This window comes from Fuscovulum sp., assembly GCA_035192965.1.
In the GTDB taxonomy this organism is placed as follows: Bacteria; Pseudomonadota; Alphaproteobacteria; order Rhodobacterales; family Rhodobacteraceae; genus Paragemmobacter.
Map to the genome: position 1 here is coordinate 943,154 of CP136571.1, position 16,482 is coordinate 959,635.

Annotated in this window: 17 protein-coding genes; all 17 read right to left on the reverse strand. The window is 64.7% G+C overall.

Translation table 11 applies throughout. From position 1 onward, the window contains the following. Positions 1-58: 58 nt before the first annotated feature. Entirely contained in the window at positions 59-871 is an 813-nt protein-coding gene (locus RSE12_04705) for a purine-nucleoside phosphorylase (protein WRH63640.1), read from the reverse strand. Continuing rightward, positions 855-1,823, reverse strand: coding sequence for an ABC transporter permease (locus RSE12_04710; GenBank protein ID WRH63641.1), 969 nt, complete (start codon positions 1,821-1,823; stop codon positions 855-857). The genes RSE12_04705 and RSE12_04710 overlap by 17 nt, the downstream gene beginning before the upstream one ends. Beyond that, positions 1,823-2,929 carry an ABC transporter permease gene (locus tag RSE12_04715; GenBank protein ID WRH63642.1) on the reverse strand — a complete coding sequence of 369 codons (1,107 nt, stop codon included), beginning with the start codon at positions 2,927-2,929 and terminating at the stop codon, positions 1,823-1,825. The genes RSE12_04710 and RSE12_04715 overlap by 1 nt, the downstream gene beginning before the upstream one ends. Next, positions 2,929-4,491, reverse strand: coding sequence for an ABC transporter ATP-binding protein (locus RSE12_04720; protein ID WRH63643.1), 1,563 nt, complete (start codon positions 4,489-4,491; stop codon positions 2,929-2,931). The genes RSE12_04715 and RSE12_04720 overlap by 1 nt, the downstream gene beginning before the upstream one ends. A 108-nt stretch (positions 4,492-4,599) precedes the next feature. Next, positions 4,600-5,595, reverse strand: coding sequence for a BMP family ABC transporter substrate-binding protein (locus RSE12_04725; GenBank protein ID WRH63644.1), 996 nt, complete (start codon positions 5,593-5,595; stop codon positions 4,600-4,602). A 201-nt stretch (positions 5,596-5,796) separates the two neighbouring features. Further along, entirely contained in the window at positions 5,797-6,210 is a 414-nt protein-coding gene (gene rimI / locus RSE12_04730) for a ribosomal protein S18-alanine N-acetyltransferase (GenBank protein ID WRH63645.1), read from the reverse strand. A gap of 13 nt (positions 6,211-6,223) precedes the next feature. Then, complete coding sequence (gene tsaB, locus RSE12_04735; GenBank protein WRH63646.1) at positions 6,224-6,862, reverse strand: tRNA (adenosine(37)-N6)-threonylcarbamoyltransferase complex dimerization subunit type 1 TsaB; 639 nt, start codon at positions 6,860-6,862, stop codon at positions 6,224-6,226. Positions 6,863-6,868: 6 nt separating this feature from the next. Next, on the reverse strand, positions 6,869-7,429 hold the full coding sequence (locus RSE12_04740; GenBank protein WRH63647.1) for a NifU family protein: 561 nt from the start codon (positions 7,427-7,429) through the stop codon (positions 6,869-6,871). A 104-nt stretch (positions 7,430-7,533) separates the two neighbouring features. Further along, entirely contained in the window at positions 7,534-7,689 is a 156-nt protein-coding gene (locus tag RSE12_04745; protein ID WRH63648.1) for a hypothetical protein, read from the reverse strand. Positions 7,690-7,778: 89 nt separating this feature from the next. Continuing rightward, a complete protein-coding gene (locus RSE12_04750; protein ID WRH63649.1) occupies positions 7,779-8,234 on the reverse strand; it encodes a universal stress protein in 456 nt (151 codons plus the stop codon). A gap of 190 nt (positions 8,235-8,424) precedes the next feature. Further along, positions 8,425-9,291 (reverse strand): branched-chain amino acid aminotransferase, encoded by an 867-nt coding sequence (locus tag RSE12_04755; GenBank protein WRH63650.1) that lies wholly within the window; start codon positions 9,289-9,291, stop codon positions 8,425-8,427. A gap of 71 nt (positions 9,292-9,362) precedes the next feature. Continuing rightward, on the reverse strand, positions 9,363-11,381 hold the full coding sequence (locus RSE12_04760) for a M3 family metallopeptidase (GenBank protein ID WRH63651.1): 2,019 nt from the start codon (positions 11,379-11,381) through the stop codon (positions 9,363-9,365). A gap of 135 nt (positions 11,382-11,516) precedes the next feature. Further along, positions 11,517-12,314 carry an amino acid ABC transporter permease gene (locus RSE12_04765; protein ID WRH63652.1) on the reverse strand — a complete coding sequence of 266 codons (798 nt, stop codon included), beginning with the start codon at positions 12,312-12,314 and terminating at the stop codon, positions 11,517-11,519. Between the two features lie 52 nt (positions 12,315-12,366). After that, a complete protein-coding gene (locus tag RSE12_04770; protein ID WRH63653.1) occupies positions 12,367-13,152 on the reverse strand; it encodes a transporter substrate-binding domain-containing protein in 786 nt (261 codons plus the stop codon). A gap of 525 nt (positions 13,153-13,677) precedes the next feature. Beyond that, positions 13,678-14,715 (reverse strand): HesA/MoeB/ThiF family protein, encoded by a 1,038-nt coding sequence (locus RSE12_04775; GenBank protein ID WRH63654.1) that lies wholly within the window; start codon positions 14,713-14,715, stop codon positions 13,678-13,680. Further along, on the reverse strand, positions 14,712-15,179 hold the full coding sequence (dut, locus tag RSE12_04780; GenBank protein ID WRH63655.1) for a dUTP diphosphatase: 468 nt from the start codon (positions 15,177-15,179) through the stop codon (positions 14,712-14,714). The genes RSE12_04775 and dut overlap by 4 nt, the downstream gene beginning before the upstream one ends. A 64-nt stretch (positions 15,180-15,243) precedes the next feature. Further along, on the reverse strand, positions 15,244-16,440 hold the full coding sequence (gene coaBC / locus RSE12_04785; protein WRH63656.1) for a bifunctional phosphopantothenoylcysteine decarboxylase/phosphopantothenate--cysteine ligase CoaBC: 1,197 nt from the start codon (positions 16,438-16,440) through the stop codon (positions 15,244-15,246). Positions 16,441-16,482: the final 42 nt, after the last annotated feature.

Consider the following 16,482-nt stretch of genomic DNA (forward strand, 5'->3'; position numbering starts at 1 on the left):
AAGAAGCGGCAGTCAGGCCAAAGGGTTGCGCGCCTTTGTCCGCGATGTCAAACGCCCGTCAGCCTTGCGGCAGATGTCGCAGGAAATGGCGCAGCACCCGTTCCAGTTTTGCCGCACCCAGCGGGGCCATGGCCTTGGTATGCTCATGGCTGATCTTCTCATCCGACAGGCCCGCCGCCATGTTCGTGATGGTGGAAATCGCCGCAACCCGCAGACCCAGGAACCGCGCCAGGATCACTTCTGGCACCGTGGACATGCCCACCGCATCGCCGCCCAGAATGCGGATCGCACGAATTTCGGCAGGCGTTTCAAAGGACGGCCCGGAATACCACGCATACACGCCTTCCGGCAGGGCCACGCCCTCAGCCGCCGCACTTGCCCGCAGGGCGGCGCGCAGGGCCGGGTCATGCGCATCCCCCATCGGCACAAAACGCGCATCGGTGCGTTCCCCGATCAGCGGGTTCAGCCCGGAAAAGTTGATGTGATCCGACAGCAGCATCAAATCGCCGGGCTGAATATCGGCGCGCAAGCTGCCCGCCGCATTGGTGGCGATCAGTGCCTCGCCCCCCAGCGCCTTCAGCAGTTCCAGCGCAGGCCGCATCGCGCCGGGATTGCCGTTTTCATAGTAATGCTCGCGCGCGCCGAACACCGCCACGCGCACCCCTTCCAGATCGCCGATCACCAGATTGGGGTTATGCCCTGACACGCCTGCGTGCGGAAATCCCGGCAGATCGGCATAGGGGATCGCCACCCCGTCCACCGTCCCCGCCAGATGCCCCAGCCCCGACCCCAAGATCAGGCCCAGCCGGACCGGCGCATCCCCCGCCCGTGACCGGACAAGGGCCGCCAGTTCCTCAACGTTCCTTGACATAAGGCTCCCCCCCTGCGCGCGGCGGAATGGCCTTGCCGACAAAGCCCGCCAGCACCAGCACCGTCAGAACATAGGGCAGGGCATCCAGGAACGGCACGGGGATCTTGACCTGCACCACCGCCTCGACCACGTCAGGCCGCAGCGCAAGCGCCTGAAAGAACCCGAACAGCAGGCAGGCCCACAGCGCCGCCACGGGCCGCCATTTGGCGAAAATCAACGCCGCCAGCGCGATATAGCCACGCCCCGCCGTCATCTCACGCCCGAACCCCGCTTGCAGCGCGGTCGCCATATAGGCACCTGCCAGCCCGCACAGGATGCCGGTGATCGCCACGGCCGCAAAGCGCAGGCCCACCACGGAAATCCCCGCCGTATCCACCGCCGCCGGGTTTTCACCCACCGCGCGCAGCCGCAGCCCGAACCGCGTGCGATACAGCACCCACCATGTCAGCGGCACCATCGCCAGCGCCACATAGACCAGCAGCGGATGGCCGGAAATCACGTCGGCATAAAGTGGCCCCAGCACCGGCACGCCGCGCAATTCCTCGGCAAAGGGCAGGGTGATCGCCTCAAACCGCGCGTCACCCGACAAGGGCGGCGTCCGCCCGCCCTGCCCAAACAGGCGCTGCGCGATCAGCACGGTGATGCCGGACGCCACAAAGTTCAGCGCCACGCCAGAAATCAGCTGGTTGCCGCGAAAGGTGATCGACGCCACCCCGTGCAGCCCCGCCATCACCAGCGACGCCCCCATCCCGGCCAGCAATCCGGCCCAGACCGACCCCGTCAGAAACGCGACAGAGGCCGATGCCATCGCGGCCATCAGCATCTTGCCTTCCAGCCCGATGTCGAAAATCCCCGCCCGTTCGGAATAAAGCCCGGCCAGACAGGCAAACAAGAGCGGCGTCGCCAGCCGCAGCGTGGTGTCGAGCAGTTGCAAAAGCGTTGCGTAATCCATCACGCGGCCCCCTTCGCCACCCGGCCAGCCCGGAACAGATTGAATATCCAGGTCAGCAGCATCCGCACCATCACATCCAGCGCCCCGGTGAACAGGATCACCAAACCTTGCACCACTGTCCGCATCTCAATCGGGATCTTGGTCCACAGGCCAAGTTCCGCCCCGCCCTGAAACAGGAACCCGAACAACAGCGCCGCCAGCACCACGCCAACCGGATGGTTGCGCCCCATCAGCGCCACCGCAATCCCGATGAACCCCGCGCCGGAGGCCGAGTTCTGCAAGAGCCGCTCCGCCTCGCCCATCACGTTGTTGATGGCCATCATCCCGGCCAGCCCGCCGGAAATCAGCATTGCCACCATGATGATCATGAACGGGCTGATGCCCGCATATTTCGCCGCCGCCTCGGATTTGCCAAAGGCGCGGATCGCATAGCCCAGCCGCGTGCGCCACAGAAGCAGCCACACCACCACCGCCATGCCCAACGCGATGAACAGCGTCACGTTCGCAGGCACATTCGATGTGAAGAACAGGTTGAAGCCGGGGATCTGGTTCAGTGTGGGCAGGCGGGCCGCTTCGGGAAAGTTGGCGGTCGCCGGGTCCATCTGCCCGTCCGGGCGCAGCACATCGACCAGCAGAAAGATCAGCACCGCCGCTGCGATATAGTTGAACATGATCGTCGTGATCACGATATGGCTGCCGCGCCGCGCCTGCAGATAGGCCGGGATCGCGGCCCATGCCGCCCCGAACAGCGCCGCCGCCATGGTGGCCCCCAGCAAGGCCAGCGTCCAATGCGGCCACGGGATGAACAGACAGGCCAGCGCCACGCCAAGCCCGCCCAATTGCGCCTGCCCCTCACCCCCGATGTTGAACAGGCTGGCATGAAAGGCCACCGTCACCGCCAACCCGGTAAAGATGAAGCTGGTGGCGTAATACAGCGTATAGCCCCAGCCATAGGAATCCATCACCGATCCCTTGACCATCACCGTGATCGCCTCCCACGGGTCTTGCCCGATGGCCAGGATCACCAGCGCCGCGATCAGCGCCGCCAGCATCAGGCTGACCAGCGGCACCAGCACGACATCCGCCCATTTCGGCAAGCGTTCCATCAGGCGGCCTCCCCTTTGCTGCCCTCGGCGATGCCCGCCATCAGCAGCCCCAGATCGCGTTCATCGGTGGTTTCCGGATCGCGGAAGCCCATGATCCGCCCGTCAAACATCACGGCGACGCGGTCCGACAGGCTGCGAATCTCGTCCAGTTCCACCGATACCAGCAGGATCGCCTTGCCCTGATCGCGCAGCGCCACGATCTGCTTGTGAATGAATTCGATGGCCCCGATATCCACGCCCCGTGTCGGCTGACCGATCAGCAACAGGTCGGGATTGCGTTCAATCTCGCGCGCGACCACGATCTTTTGCTGGTTGCCGCCCGAAAAATTCTTGGCCGCCAGCGTGGGGATCGGCGGGCGCACGTCGAATGTCGCCATCTTGCGTTCCGTATCGGCGCGCAGCGCGTCGTTATCCATAAAGAGCCGCGACTTCTGATATTCCGGCGCGTTGTGATAGCCGAAGGCCACGTTTTCCCAGGCCGTGAAATCCATGATCAGGCCCAGATGCTGCCGGTCCTCCGGCACATGGGCGATGCCTGCCGCGCGGCGGCTTTGCCCATCGGCACCCTTGCCGGACAGGGGAAGGTCTTCCCCTTTCAGCGTGATCCGCCCGGTCGCCTTGGCAATGCCGCCCAGCGCCTCCAGCAGTTCGGATTGCCCGTTCCCGGCCACCCCGGCAATGCCCAGAATCTCGCCCGCACGGATCTCGAAGCTGATGCCCTTCAGCCGCTCCACCCCGTGCTCATCCTTAACACGCAGGTCTTCCACCTTCAGCACCACCTTGCCCAGCACCGCAGGCCGCTTTTCGACCTCCAGCAGCACCTTGCGGCCCACCATCAGCTCGGCCAACTCCTCGGGGCTGCTTTCGGCGGTCTTGACTGTGCCAACCATCGTGCCGCGCCGCATCACGCTGACATTGTCGGTGGTTTCCATGATCTCGCGCAGCTTGTGGGTGATCAGGATCACCGTCTTGCCCTGATCGCGCAGCCCTTTCAGGATGCGGAACAGATGGTCCGCCTCGTCGGGCGTCAGCACCCCCGTCGGTTCATCCAGGATAAGGATATCGGCCTGCCGATACAGCGCCTTGAGGATTTCCACCCGCTGCTGATGGCCCACCGACAGATCCTCGATCACCGCATCGGGATCGACGTCCAGCTCATATTCGCGCGAAAGATCGGCCAGCACCTTGCGCGCCTTGGACAGCGACCCCGCCAGCAGTGCGCCCTCTTCCGCGCCCAGAACCACGTTTTCCAGCACAGTGAAATTCTGCACCAGCTTGAAATGCTGAAATACCATCCCGATGCCGGCGCGGATGGCGCTCTGGCTGTCTGGGATGGCGGTCAGTTTGCCATTGATGAAAATCTCGCCCGAATCGGCGCGGTAAAACCCATAAAGGATCGACATCAGCGTCGATTTCCCGGCGCCATTTTCGCCGATGATCCCGTGGATCGTGCCCTTGGGCACGGCGATGTGGATATCCTTGTTGGCCTGCACCGGACCAAAGGCCTTTGATATGCCCTTCAGCTCGATGGCATAGCGCGCATCTGCCCCACCAGTCGCCATGTCGTTCCCCCTGTTCCCGCGCCGGTCTTTCCGCGGCTTCGGTCCCGTTCTATTGCAGATGCCGCGCCAAGGGATTGGCGCGGCATCCATGTGTGTCAGGTCAGCCGATCAGAACGTGGCCGCAGGGCAGGTGTCATCGGACATGTAGTCGTGCACGACCAGCTCGCCCGATTTGATCTTTTCCGCCGCCGCGTCGACGGTGGCCTGCATTTCGGCGGTCACCAGCGATGCGTTGTTCTCGTCCATCGCATAGCCCACGCCTTCATTGGCCAGACCCATCACGTTGATGCCGGGGGTCAGTGCTTCGCCTTCCTTGAACGCTTCGTAAACCGCGTTGTCCACACGCTTGAGCATCGAGGTCAGCACCGAACCGGGGTGCATGTAGTTCTGGTTGCTGTCGACGCCGATCGACAGGATGCCTTCGTCGGCAGCCGCCTGCAGAACGCCCACGCCCGTGCCGCCAGCGGCCGCATAGATCACGTCTGCGCCCTGCGATTTCTGGCCCTTGGCCAGTTCTGCGCCCTTCACCGGATCATTCCATGCGGCGGGGGTGGTGCCGGTCATGTTCAGAATAACGGTCGCATCGGGGTTCACGGCCTTTACGCCCTGCGCATAGCCGCAGCCGAACTTGCGGATCAGCGGAATGTCCATCCCGCCGATGAAGCCGACGGTGCCGCTCTTGGAGGCCAGACCCGCCATCATCCCCACGAGGTAGGACCCTTCATGTTCATTGAACACGACGGATTTCACGTTGGGCTGTTCCACCACCATGTCGATGATCGCGAACTTGGTGTCCGGGAAATCCGGGGCAACTTTGGCCAGCACGTCACCAAAGGCAAAGCCCGTCATCACGACCGGGTTCGATCCGGCTTCGGCCAGACGGCGCAGCGCCTGCTCGCGCTGGGCCTCGTCCTGCATCTCCAGCTCCTTGTAGGTGCCGCCCGTCTCCTGCGCCCAACGCTCTGCGCCGTTGAAGGCCGCCTCGTTGAAGGATTTGTCGAACTTGCCGCCAAGGTCGAAAATGATCGCAGGTTCAGCCGCGGCAACACCCGCGGTCAGCGCCAGCGTAGCAGCGGCGCCAAGGAAATGCTTCATCAGGGTCATCGTAATCTCCCGGTTATCGTTATGGTCGTTTCTTGTCGCTCAACGTCCCCATGGCCGGAATCCCATGCCAGTGGTCCGGGGCGCATGGCGCTAGTTTAGGGCGGATTCCCGAAAGCGGGTCAACACCTCTTTGCGAGGCGGACAGCCGCAGTTTGATCTTCTGATCAAATTTCTGGCGACTGACGCAAGGGAAAGCGTCGATCACAGCGCCCGAACCATCACCAACGCGTCGCTGCGCGTTCCATCGGGGGCATAGTAATACCCCTTACGCCGCCCGGATTCGCCAAAGCCCGATGCCAGATACAGGTTGCGCGCCGCCGCATTGTCGATGGCCACTTCCAGAAAGGCCGTCTCGGCTGCCCGCAGCCGCGCCTGATAAATGAACCTTGCCAGCAACTTGCGCCCCAGCCCGCGCCGCCGTGCCTCGGGCGCGACGGCCAGCGTCAGCAACTCTGCCTCGCCCGCCACCACGCGCCCCAGCAGAAACCCGGCATCCCCCTCGATCAGCAGAAACGCCAGCGGATCGGCCAGGAAATCCGCGAACTCTGCCTCGCTCCAGGGGCGCGGGGTGGTGAAGCAGCGTGCATGCAGCGCGGCCAGCGCGGCGGGCGTCATGGCAGGATCACCGTCATGGCAGGATCACGGGCGGCGGATCAGAGGGCGGGGCCGCATCCGCCCCGCGCAGATAGAACGGCGCCGGGCGCGGCTGCGCCCCCTCGCGCGCCGCCGCGATAAAGGCCATCGCATGGGTCAGCGGCAGCGGCTGGATCAGCACCCGCCCCCCCGTCACCTCTGCCGCCAGCGACGCGGCAGAGCCCACGAAATCCCGCATCATCGTCTCATGGGGCAGGGCGGCGATCTCGGTCAGCCGCGCCTCTCCCGCTTCGGCATCGTATTCCTGCACGTAAACCTCGGCCCGCCGCGCATCCTCGACCACCATCAGCGGGCGGGGCAGGCCATGGGCCAGCGCGTCCAGCCGCGTCACGCCAATCGCCGGAACCCCCAGCGACAGCGCCAAACCCCGCGCCGCCGCCACCGCGATCCGCACCCCGGTAAAATTCCCCGGCCCGGTTCCCACCGCCACCGCCGTCAAATCACGCCAGCCAAGGCCCGCCGCCCCCAGCAGATCCTCGCACAGAGGCAGCAGGCGTTCAGCCTGCCCCTTTTCCATCGGCTCGAAACTTGATGCCACGATCCGGTCGCCGATCAGCAAAGCGGCCGCGCAATGCGCGGCCGATGTGTCAAAGGCAAGGATGCAAGGCTGCACGAAGGATCAGGCCGCGACGGGGCGGACTTCCAGCACTTCGGGAATGTAATGCCGCAGCAGGTTCTCGATCCCCATCTTCAGCGTCAGCGTCGAAGACGGGCAGCCCGCACAGGCACCCTGCATGTGCAGGTAAACCACGCCCCGGTCAAAGCCGTGGAAGGTGATGTCGCCGCCATCCTGCGCCACGGCAGGCCGCACGCGGGTATCCAGAAGCTCTTTGATCTGGCGCACGATGTCGCCATCCTCGCCGGTATGTTCGGCATGGCCCCCGGCTGCGCCTTCGCCTTCGATCGTGACGGCACCCGATTGGTAATGCTCCATGATCGCGCCCAGAATCGCGGGCTTCACATGATCCCATTCCACGGCCTCGGCCTTGGTCACGGTCACGAAATCGGTGCCGAAGAACACGCCCGCCACACCGCCCGTGGCAAAGATGCGCCGTGCCAGCGGCGATTTTTGCGCCGCTTCCGCATTCGGGAAATCCGCCGTGCCCAGTTCCAGCACGGTCTGCCCCGGCAGGAACTTCAACGTCGCGGGATTCGGCGTGGATTCGGTCTGGATGAACATGGTGCCACCTCCGGGGGGCTTGTCCGACAACTTCCCTCGGATATGCGCCTTGGCCCGCTCACTGTCAAGTTTGGAACCGTTCTAATCTGCGCTTCACAGTGCGATCATGGCTCCCAATAGTCATACATCTGGGCCAGCACCGCCCGGCAACGCAGCGGATGGGTGGCCCGCCGCATCAGCAGGCGCAAGGGCGCGGGCAGGAAGATGGAATAGGGCCGCGGCCGGATCGCGCGCAGCGGCAGGGGCGACAAAGGGCGCATGGTGATGCTCCTTGTTCAGTCCTCCCTGTGGGCAGTCTGGCAAAGATACCCGCGCCTGTCACCGATTCTTGCTGCACCGCAGCATTGCGTCAGGTGATGCTTTCCAGCCGTTCCTTGGACATGTCGCCCGGCACGATGGTGATGGGGATGGGCAGGTTCCCCGAATTGCGCGTCATCTGCGTGACCAGAGGCCCCGGCCCGGATTTCTCCGTCCCCGCGCCCAACACCAGAATCCCGATTTCGGGGTCTTCCTTCACCTGCGCAAGGATCTCGTTCACTGGATCGCCCTCACGGATCACCAGTTCCGGGTTGATCCCCTGCCGGTCGCGCATCCATTTGGCAAAGACCTCGAAATGCGCCTCGATCCGTTCGCGCGCCTCGGCCCGCATGAGATCGGCCACGCCCATCCAGTGCTGAAACTCTTCTGGCGGGATGATCGACAGGATGGTCACCCCCCCGCCCGTATGGGCCGCCCGCAGCGCGGCAAAGCGCATCGCGTTCAGGCATTCGCGCGTGTCATCCAGGATGACGAGGAATTTCCGCATGTCCTACTCCTGTGGAACCCCGATCATAGGCCGCGCAGGGCCGCGCGCAAGAGAGCGGTTCTTGACGCAAAAACCGCGACGGAGTTTGACGCAAACTCCGGGCGCACTCGTCCCGACTGCGTTTCCCGTCGGCGCAACCCGGAATTTGCGTCAAATTCCGGCGCGAAATCTGCGTCAGATTTCGCCCCCCTCACACCGGCTGCGATGCCGCCCAGTCCATGTAGAGCCCACGCATCCGTTCCGTCACCGCGCGCGACCGATACTCGGTCCCGTCAAAGGCCCGCACCGATGTGACCTTGGCGAAATTCCCTGACAGGAACACCTCATCCGCGGCATGGGCATCCTCAAAAGTCAGCACCGTCTCATGCACCTCGATCCCCGCTGCGCGCGCATTGGCGATGTGGCGCGCCCGCGTGATCCCGGCCAGAAAGGTGCCATTCGGGATTGGCGTGAACAGCGCACCATCCTTCACCAGAAACACATTCGCCGTAGCGCTTTCCGCAAGGTTGCCCATCGCATCGGCCACCAGCGCATTGCCAAAACCCTTGGCCTTGGCCTCCACCAGCATCCGCGCGTTGTTGGGATACAAACACCCCGCCTTGGCGTTGCAGACATTGTCCTCCAGCACCGGGCGGCGGAACCGGGTCCGCGTTACCGTCGTCTGGAACTCTGCCGCCGGCATCGCCACCTGCTCCAGGCTGATCGCAAAGCCCGTCGCCCCCTGCGCCGGGGCCACCCCCAGATCAGACCCGTCCAGCGCCCAATACATCGGCCGCACATAGACCGCAGCGTCCCGCCCATAGGCGCGCAGGCCCTCGCGGATGACGGCCTCCATCTCGCCCGGTTCCATCGTGGGCGTGATCATCAGCGCCCGCGCGCTGTCATTCACCCGCGCGCAATGCTTCGCCAGATCGGGCACCAGCCCGTCAAACATCCGCGCCCCGTCAAAGACCGAAGACCCCTGCCAGATGCCATGATCCGCGGCCTTCATCACCGCGACATCACCCTCGTGCCAGCGCCCCTGCCAAAAGGTGCGGATATTCGTGCCGAATGTCATGCAAATCTCCTTGCGTCCGGGCGCAATTAACCACCCCGCGAAGGCAGGCGCCAGCCCGTCACGCCCGATGATCAGGCGGCGTCCAGAAGCCCCCGCCCGCGCAACAGCGCCTCTACCCCCGGCATCCGGCCGCGGAAGCGGGTATACAACTCTTCCGCCTCCTCCGATCCGCCCGCGCTTAGGATATGCTTTTCCAGCTTGGCCGCGGTTTCCGGGTGGAACGGATCGCCCGCCTCCTCAAACGCGGCAAAGGCATCGGCATCCATCACCTCTGACCACATGTAGGAATAATAGCCCGCCGAATACCCGTCGCCCGAAAACACATGCGCGAAATGCGGCGTCGCATGGCGCATCCGGATCGCCCGGGGCATCCCCAGCGCCTCCAGCACCTCGGCCTGTTTCGCCATCGGATCAGCCGGCGCCGCCCCCTCATGGAAGGCCAGATCGACAAGGGCGGATGACACGAATTCCACCGTTCCGAACCCCTGGTCATAGGTCCCCGCCGCCAAGAGCCGCGCTCGCATGTCGGCGGGCATCGGCGCGCCGGTCTGCCAATGCCGGGCATATTCCTCCAGCACCGCAGGCACCTCCAGCCAGTGTTCATACAACTGGCTGGGCAACTCCACGAAATCGCGCGCCACCGAGGTGCCAGAAATGAACCCATGCGTCACATCTGACAGCATCTGATGCAGCGCGTGACCGAACTCATGAAACAGCGTCCGCGCATCATCCCATGACAACAGGCTCGGCTCGCCCTTGGCGAAATTGCACACGTTCACCACGATCGGCCGCTGATCGCCGCCCAGCTTGCGCTGCGACCGCATCGCCGAACACCACGCGCCCGACCGTTTCGACGACCGCGCAAAGTAATCGCCCAGAAACACCGCCACATGGGTGCCGGCCCGCGTCACTTCCCAGCCGCGCACATCGGGATGATAGAACGGCCCCGCGATCTCGCGGAACTCCAGCCCGAACAGACGGGTGGCACAGCCGAACATCGCGCCCAGCATCGCCTCCAGCCCAAGGTATGGCTTCAGCGCCGCCTCATCCAGATCATGCTCGGCCTTGCGCCGCCGCTCGGAATAGAACCGCCAATCCCACGGCTCCAGATCGCCCGTCTCCCCATCCGCCCGCAGCATCGCTTCCAGCACGCCCGCATCCGCCATCGCTTTGCGCTTGGCAGGCTCCCACACCCGCATCAACAGATCGCGCACCGCCGCGGGCGTCTTGGCCATCTCGGGTTCCAGCTTGAAATCCGCAAAACTGGCATAGCCCAGCAGCTTTGCCCGCTCCTCGCGCAGCGCCAGAATTTCCGCCGCGATGGCGCGGTTGTCATGGGCATTGCCATTCGCCCCACGTGCAACCCAGGCCTCATAGGCCACGCGCCGCAATTCCCGCCGGGGCGAGAATTGGAGAAACGGCACGATCAGCGACCGGCTCAGCGTGACCACCGGCCCGTTCTGCCCCCGCTCCTTGCCCGCCGCCCGCGCGGCATCCACCACGAAATCCGGCAGCCCCTCAAGGTCTTCCTCGGCCAGTTGCATGAACCAGTCCCGCTCATCTGCCAGCAGGTTCTGCGAAAACTGCGTCCCCAGCACCGCCAGCCGCGCCTTGACTGCCGTCAGCCGCTCCGCCGCCGCGCCCTCCAACTCCGCCCCAGACCGCACGAACATCCGCCGATACAGCGTCAGCACCCGCATCTGCTCCGGCTCCAGCGCCAGCCCATCCCGCCGCGCCCAAAGATCATCGATCCGCGCGAACAGCCGCTTGTTGTTGGTCACCTCAGAGGCAAAGGCGCTCATCTTCGGGGCCAGATCGCGCATCAGCGCCTCGCGCGCCTCCGTGCTGTCAGCCCCGGCAAGGTTGTAGAACACCCCCGACACCCGATCGAGGTTCCCTTCCGCCAGTTCCAGCGCCGCGATGGTATTGGCGAATGTCGGCGCGGCCTCCTGCTCCGCAATTCCCGCCACCGCCGCCCGCGCCTCCGTCAGCGCCACGTCAAAGGCCGGGCCGAAATCGGCATCCGTGATCGCGGCAAAGGGCGGCAGGCCAAAGGCGGCGGTCCAGGGGGCAAGCAGGGGATTGGTCATGGGATGAGGTCTCCTTTGCCCACAAAGCTAGGCAGCCCAGCCGCCCGGGTCCACCCCCGAAGCGCTCCTATTGTCTTCTCTGCCCAAATATCCCGGGGGGTGCGGGGGGCTGGCCCCCCGCTCCTGGACGGCACCTCAGCGCCCGTCCTTCGCCTTCAACCGCCGCTCTAGGCGCCGCATCAGCAGGCTCAGCCCGATGGTCATGGTCAGATAGATCAGCGCGGCAACGTTGTACGTCTCGAAATACTTGAAATTCCCCGCCGCCGTCACCTTGGCCAGCTGCGTGATATCCCCCACGCCCAGCACCGACACCAGCGACGAATCCTTCACCATCGCCACGAAATCATTGCCCAAGGGCGGCAGGATCATCCGGAACGCCTGCGGGAATGTGATATGCCGGAACCGCTGCCACCCGTTCAGGCCCAGCGCCTTGGCCGCTTCCACTTGCCCCTCATCCACCGCCTGCAATCCGGCGCGGAAAATCTCGGCCAGAAAGGCCGCATAGGCCAGCACCAACGCCAGCACTGCTCGCCACAGCAGCGGAAAATCCCGCGTGCGGATCGGGTCCATCCCAAGTGGTTCCGCCACCGCATTCCACCCCGCCACCACCAAGGGCGACAGAACGAAGGCCACGTAAAGCAGCAGCACGATGATCGGCACGCCACGCATCACTTCGATATAGAACCGGCACACCTGCCGCAGGATCAGGAACCGCGACAGGCACCCCACCGCCAGCGCAAGGCCCAGAAGGCAGGCCCCGGCATAGCCCACGACCGATACCATGATCGTGATCCAGATGCCCCGCGACAGCGTGGCCATCACGGCGGCATAGTCCGCATTGGCCCAGACCTCATAGAACAGCCAAACGCCAAGGCCGGCCACGATCAGCAGCCACCAGGGAAAATCGTTTTCCAGTTTCGGGTTCGGGGTCATGCGAAAGGCCCCGGCTTGTCTGCCGGGGCCCCCTTTTCAGGAACGGACTGGCTCACTCGCTCATCTTGTATTCGAGGAACCACTTGGTGTTCAGCGCATCCAGCGTGCCATCGGCCTTCATGCTGGCAATCGCCGCATTCATCGGGGCGACCAGATCGGAACCTTTGGGGAAGATGAAGCCGAAATCCTCGGCCCCCAGCGGTTCGCCGATGATCTTCAGCGCGCCTTCGGACCCCGCGACATAACCATTGGCGGCAGTGCTGTCCGACAGCACAAGGTCCACATCCCCGGCCTTGAGCGCCTCAAGCCCCGCGCCAAAGGTTTCGAACTTCACGATCCGGGCGTTTTCCTCATTCCCGTCCAGCACCTCATAGACACCCACATAGAACGGCGTGGTGCCGGGCTGCGCGGCCATCAGCAGGTCGGGGTTCGCGCCAAAGCTGGCTGCATCGGTGAACCGCGTCTCATCGCCGCGCACCATCATCAGCATCTCCGACCGCATATAGGCGTCCGAGAAATCGACCTTGTCCTTGCGGTCATCGCGGATGGTGATGCCCGTCATGCCCAGATCGAACTGCCCTTCCGACACGGCCGGGATCATCGCATCCCAAGAGATGTTTTCGTACTTCACAGTGATGTTCAGCCGCTTGGCGATTTCCGCCATCGCGTCATATTCCCAGCCCACGGCCTGCCCGGTCTTGTCCAGAAACTGCAGCGGCGGATAGGCGTTCTCGGTCACCACCACCACCTCGCGCCCGGCCAGATCAGGCACGTCCTGGGCAAAGGCGGGGGCGGTCAGGGTGGCGGCCATCAGGCCAAGAAAGGGCAGGAATTTCATGCGTCGCACTCCGGCAGAGATTGAGGATGCGGGACTATTCCCTTGACCGCGCGCAAAGGCAAGTGGCTGCCACCGGCCAAGGCATCGGCGACGCTGCAATTGCCGCGCTGGCGGCTGTTTCTTCGGCAAAGCACCCCCGGCACCCCCTGTTCGCAACGCCGCGGTCCATCCAACCCCATCCCTGCGCCAATCCCCGACCGCCGCACTTCGCTCTCCTCCCAGATCGCCGCCAGACCAAACCGCCGACCAGCAGCAGGCACAGGCCTGACCCGCCCTTGATCCAGCCCCGCCCTTGACCTCACATCGGGATACCGCGCTCTCGTCGCCTGTCTTAGGGGCAAACCCTAAGTATCCGGTTTCCAAACCCCCGCGATTGGCGCAATCCCGCAAGCCCGCGCTGTCTTTCTCCGCCGATGGTTAACGAACCAATCTCGCACCGCGCGTATGCACAGCCGTCTGCACCACGCGCTGCACCGTCAGCGGCACCGCCTTTTGCACCAAATCCGAACCGTAAATCCTGCGTTCTCAACCCTTTGCGTCGCAAACCGGGCAATCGGCGCGCGGCGTGATCCCGATCACCCGCGTCTCGGCATAAAGCGCATCATGGATCATCAGCCGCCCGCGCAACCCTTCGCCCGCGCCGGTGATCTGCTTGACCGCCTCCATCGCCATCATCGCGCCAATGACCCCGGGCAATGGTGCGGCCACCCCCGCCTCGGCGCAGGTCGGCACCATCCCCGGCGCCGGCCGGGTGGGAAAGACGCATTCATAGCACGGCCCGCCATGGGCCGGATCAAACAGTGAAAGCTGCCCCTCCCATTGCGTGATTGCCCCGGAAATCAACGGCTTGCCCAATTCCACCGCCAGGCGGTTCACCATATAGCGGGTGTCGAAATTGTCGGTCCCGTCGAGGATCAGGTCATAATCGGCAAACAGCGCCCGCGCCGCCGCTTCGTCCAGCCGCCGGTGATAGGGACGCAACTCGATGAACGGGTTCAGCGCGCGCAGGGCGATTTCGGCGGAAAACACCTTGGGCATCCCGATCCGCTGATCGGCATGGATGATCTGGCGCTGCAGGTTGGACCCATCGACCATGTCATCATCGACAAAGCCCAGAACCCCCACCCCGGCCCCCGCCAGATACAGCAGCGCAGGCGAGCCAAGCCCCCCGGCGCCAATCACCAACACCTTGGAATCCTTCAGCTTTCTCTGCCCCGGTCCGCCGATTTCCCGCAGCATGATATGCCGCGCATAGCGATCCAGTTCCGCCTGGCGAAAGGCCCCTGACGGCGCTTGCGCCGCCGCAGGGGCCACCTTCGCCCGCAACCGCCGCAGCCCCGCCCGATAGGCCAGCACCAGCGCCGCGAGGATCCCCAGCGCAACCCAGCCCTGCGCCGCGCCGCCTGTCGCCAACCGCAGCGGATGCCCGTCCGGCAGCGCCACATGCAGCCCCACCACCGCCGCCCAAAGCAGCGCCAGCATGGCAAACCGCACCGATGACGGCACCTTCATCAGCGCCCCGATCCCCCAGAGCGCCCCCGCCATCGCCAGAACAAGGATCATCGCGTCCCCGTGGACCCGAAGCCGCCTTCGCCCCGCGCCGTATCCGTCAGGCTGTCAACCACTTGAAATCCCACCTGAATAACGGGCGCCACAATCATTTGCGCCACCCTGTCGCCATGGGCGATGACATAGGGCGCATCCCCAAGGTTGACCAGCGCCACACCCAGCGGCCCGCGATAATCGCTGTCGATGGTGCCGGGCGTGTTGGGCAGGGTGATGCCATGCTTCAGCGCAAGGCCCGACCGGGGCCGGATCTGCATCTCAAACCCGAACGGGATCTCCACCCGCAGCCCCGTCGGCACGATCGCCCGCTGCATCGGGGCCAGCGTGAACCCTGTATCCCGCTGTTCCGGCGGCAGATTGGCGCGCAGGTCCGCCCCCGCCGCGCCGGGCGTTTCATAGGCGGGCAGGCCAAGGGCGCGATCCGCCCAGTCTTCCCACAGCACTTTCAGCACTGGCGTCATTCACCCCTCCTGCACCCAAGAATTTTCGAAAATTCTTGGCAAAATTCTTCGAAGAATTTTGTCTTCACGCCAGCGCCCCGGCGATCCGCAGGGCCAGCCTGCGCGCCACCTCATCCTTGGGCAGGCGCGGCCAAGCCTCTGATCCTGCGGCAGAAATCAACGTCACCGCATTCTCGGCCCCGCCCATGATGCCGGTTTCTGGCGATACGTCATTGGCCACGATCCAATCGCATCCCTTGCGCGCGAGCTTTGCCTGCGCATGCGCCAGCACATCATCGGTTTCCGCGGCAAAACCCACCACCAGCCGGGGGCGGTGGGTCAGGGATTGCGCCACGGTTTTCAGGATATCGGGATTTTCGGCAAAGCTCAGCACGGGCAAGGCCGCGCCTGCCACCTTCTTGATCTTGCTGCGCGATTCCTCGGCCACCCGCCAATCGGCCACGGCCGCCGCCATTACGGCGGCATCGGCGGGAAGTGCCGCCTCCACCGCTGCCAGCATGGCCCGCGCAGTTTCCACCCGTACCACATCCACCCCGTGGGGTGGCGGCACTGTGGCTGGCCCTGTCACGAACGTCACCCGCGCGCCCAGATCGCGCAGCGCCGCCGCAATCGCCGTGCCCTGCGCGCCAGAGGATCGGTTGGCGATATAGCGGACCGGATCAATCGGTTCATGCGTCGGCCCCGAGGTCACCAGCACATGCTTTCCCACCAGCGGCCCCGCCGGTAGCGCGCCCTGGATCGCCTCTAGTATCGCTGCGGGTTCCGCCATCCGCCCGGGCCCGTATTCGCCACAGGCCATCTCGCCCTCATCCGGGCCGATGAGGCGGACGCCATCCTCTTGCAGCACCGCGATATTCCGCTGCGTCGCCGGGTGTTGCCACATCCGCACGTTCATCGCCGGGGCAATCATCACCGGCGTGTCCGTGGCCAAAAGCAGGGTCGATGCCAGATCATCCGCCCGCCCTTGCGCCATCTTGGCCATCAGGTCCGCGGTCGCCGGGGCCACGACCAGCAGGTCCGCAACACGCGACAGTTGGATATGGCCCATCTCGGCCTCATCCGTCAGGTCGAACAACTGGGTATAGACCTTCTCTCCCGCCAAGGCCGAAACCGACAGCGGCGTCACGAACTCTGCCGCCGCCTTGGTCAGCACGGGCGTCACCGCCGCGCCCGCCTTGCGCAAAAGCCGGATCAGTTCCAACGACTTGTAGGCGGCAATGCCGCCCCCGATGATCAAAAGGATGCGCTTGTCGGCCAGCATCGGAAGGCTCCGCTTGTCCTGTCAGCCCTTGGTGTAGGGGTG

Bases quoted from the DNA above. Each gene is read 5' to 3' on its own strand.
- RSE12_04765 (WRH63652.1), bottom strand. From the start codon at position 12,314: ATGACCCCGAACCCGAAACTGGAAAACGATTTTCCCTGGTGGCTGCTG.
- RSE12_04770 (WRH63653.1), bottom strand. From the start codon at position 13,152: ATGAAATTCCTGCCCTTTCTTGGCCTGATGGCCGCCACCCTGACCGCC.
- dut (WRH63655.1), bottom strand. From the start codon at position 15,179: ATGACGCCAGTGCTGAAAGTGCTGTGGGAAGACTGGGCGGATCGCGCC.
- RSE12_04745 (WRH63648.1), bottom strand. From the start codon at position 7,689: ATGCGCCCTTTGTCGCCCCTGCCGCTGCGCGCGATCCGGCCGCGGCCC.
- RSE12_04710 (WRH63641.1), bottom strand. From the start codon at position 1,823: ATGGATTACGCAACGCTTTTGCAACTGCTCGACACCACGCTGCGGCTG.
- coaBC (WRH63656.1), bottom strand. From the start codon at position 16,440: ATGCTGGCCGACAAGCGCATCCTTTTGATCATCGGGGGCGGCATTGCC.
- RSE12_04750 (WRH63649.1), bottom strand. From the start codon at position 8,234: ATGCGGAAATTCCTCGTCATCCTGGATGACACGCGCGAATGCCTGAAC.
- RSE12_04725 (WRH63644.1), bottom strand. From the start codon at position 5,595: ATGACCCTGATGAAGCATTTCCTTGGCGCCGCTGCTACGCTGGCGCTG.
- RSE12_04715 (WRH63642.1), bottom strand. From the start codon at position 2,929: ATGGAACGCTTGCCGAAATGGGCGGATGTCGTGCTGGTGCCGCTGGTC.
- RSE12_04760 (WRH63651.1), bottom strand. From the start codon at position 11,381: ATGACCAATCCCCTGCTTGCCCCCTGGACCGCCGCCTTTGGCCTGCCG.
- rimI (WRH63645.1), bottom strand. From the start codon at position 6,210: ATGACGCCCGCCGCGCTGGCCGCGCTGCATGCACGCTGCTTCACCACC.
- RSE12_04705 (WRH63640.1), bottom strand. From the start codon at position 871: ATGTCAAGGAACGTTGAGGAACTGGCGGCCCTTGTCCGGTCACGGGCG.
- RSE12_04775 (WRH63654.1), bottom strand. From the start codon at position 14,715: ATGATCCTTGTTCTGGCGATGGCGGGGGCGCTCTGGGGGATCGGGGCG.
- RSE12_04720 (WRH63643.1), bottom strand. From the start codon at position 4,491: ATGGCGACTGGTGGGGCAGATGCGCGCTATGCCATCGAGCTGAAGGGC.
- RSE12_04755 (WRH63650.1), bottom strand. From the start codon at position 9,291: ATGACATTCGGCACGAATATCCGCACCTTTTGGCAGGGGCGCTGGCAC.
- RSE12_04740 (WRH63647.1), bottom strand. From the start codon at position 7,429: ATGTTCATCCAGACCGAATCCACGCCGAATCCCGCGACGTTGAAGTTC.